This is a genomic window from Mesorhizobium sp. M7A.F.Ca.US.005.03.2.1, from assembly GCF_003997795.1.
Classification (GTDB): domain Bacteria; phylum Pseudomonadota; class Alphaproteobacteria; order Rhizobiales; family Rhizobiaceae; genus Mesorhizobium; species Mesorhizobium ciceri.
In genome coordinates this window covers 1-577 of the sequence record NZ_RZRP01001534.1, presented here as the reverse complement: position 1 = coordinate 577, position 577 = coordinate 1, and the positions used below count along the sequence as shown (strand labels likewise).

Genomic DNA, 577 nt, shown 5'->3' with positions numbered 1-577 from the left:
CGGCCGCCCTGTACTGGCATGCGGGCGGCGCCAAGTCGGATCTGCTTGCCGAAATTTCGGGCGCGCTGATTGCAAGCCTGATGACACCCTCGGATCTGCCGGACGATTGGCGCGACACGATCCGGCTTCTATTCCGCCGGTTTCGCGCGCGAGTCCACGAGCACCCCAGGGCCGCACCCCTGCTCGGTCCGCATATCCGCTCCAACGGCGCGCCGAATGCACCTTGGGTCGAGATCATTCTGACTGCGCTCACCCAAGCCGGATTCGAGGATCAGGCTTTGATCAATGCCTTCAATTCAGTGGTTGGCGCCCTGGAAGGCTATATCACGATGGAACTCGCCGCAGACGGCGCTACCGAAGACTCGGAATGGGTAGAAACATTTAACGCAGGCCTTGATGCGCTTGACCCAGCGCGGTTTCCGTTGGTTACGCGATACCTGCCGCAAATGTACAACCGGTCGTTCGTGATGCGCTGGAAAAGCGGGAACGTCGCCCCGCTCGAGGATGGTTACGACTTCCTGATCGAAACCCTGATCCTGGGACTGGAGGCGCAGGCCAAACCTGGCCGAAACAGGGA

1 protein-coding gene is annotated in these 577 nt (G+C 60.8%); it reads left to right on the top strand.

Annotation, left to right across the window (positions count from 1 at the left end):
- On the top strand, nt 1-577 hold a 577-nt coding region (locus EN991_RS38955; protein ID WP_127370671.1), incomplete at both ends, for a TetR/AcrR family transcriptional regulator C-terminal domain-containing protein.